The organism is Myxococcus sp. CA039A (assembly GCF_013336645.1).
GTDB classification, from domain to species: domain Bacteria; phylum Myxococcota; class Myxococcia; order Myxococcales; family Myxococcaceae; genus Myxococcus; species Myxococcus llanfairpwllgwyngyllgogerychwyrndrobwllllantysiliogogogochensis.
Map to the genome: position 1 here is coordinate 1 of NZ_JABUMQ010000770.1, position 452 is coordinate 452.

General features: G+C 68.8%; 2 protein-coding genes. Both read left to right on the forward strand.

The features are described 5' to 3' along the window. The coding region (locus HR086_RS50065; RefSeq protein ID WP_217442265.1) for a lysoplasmalogenase family protein at positions 1-172 on the forward strand (172 nt) is incomplete at its 5' end. 34 nt (positions 173-206) lie between these two features. Continuing rightward, positions 207-452 (forward strand): hypothetical protein (locus tag HR086_RS47510; protein WP_217442264.1); only part of this gene is annotated, 246 nt, incomplete at its 3' end.

Sequence of the window (452 nt, forward strand, 5' to 3'; positions counted from 1 at the left end):
GGGCGCACTCGCGTTTGCAGCTTCCGACGCGATGATCGGCATCAGCGTGTTCGTCTTTCCGTTCACCGACCACGAGCTGGCGATCTGGTGGAGTTACGCCGCTGCGCAGCTGCTCATCAGCGCGGGATTGCTCACGCGCCGCACACCGCCGCCGCGCCGCGCTGCTGCATAAGTCCGTCCGACGTTTCTTCCGCTGCGGGAGCCCGATGCTGGAGACCCTCGACGCTGCCACCACGGCAGCCCGCTTGCCGTATGCCGCCTTGGCCGATGCCATCGCCCAGGTGTTGCGCGACGCGCGCGCAGGCCGTGCCCTGGCGCCGGCCCGCCTTGTGATGCCCGTGGCGGGCGGGGGCAGTCTGTTGCTGATGCCCGCGTCCAACGCCGACATCGCCATCACCAAGATGATCACCGTGCATCCGCACAACCCTGGGCAGGGCTTGCCGGCGATCCAC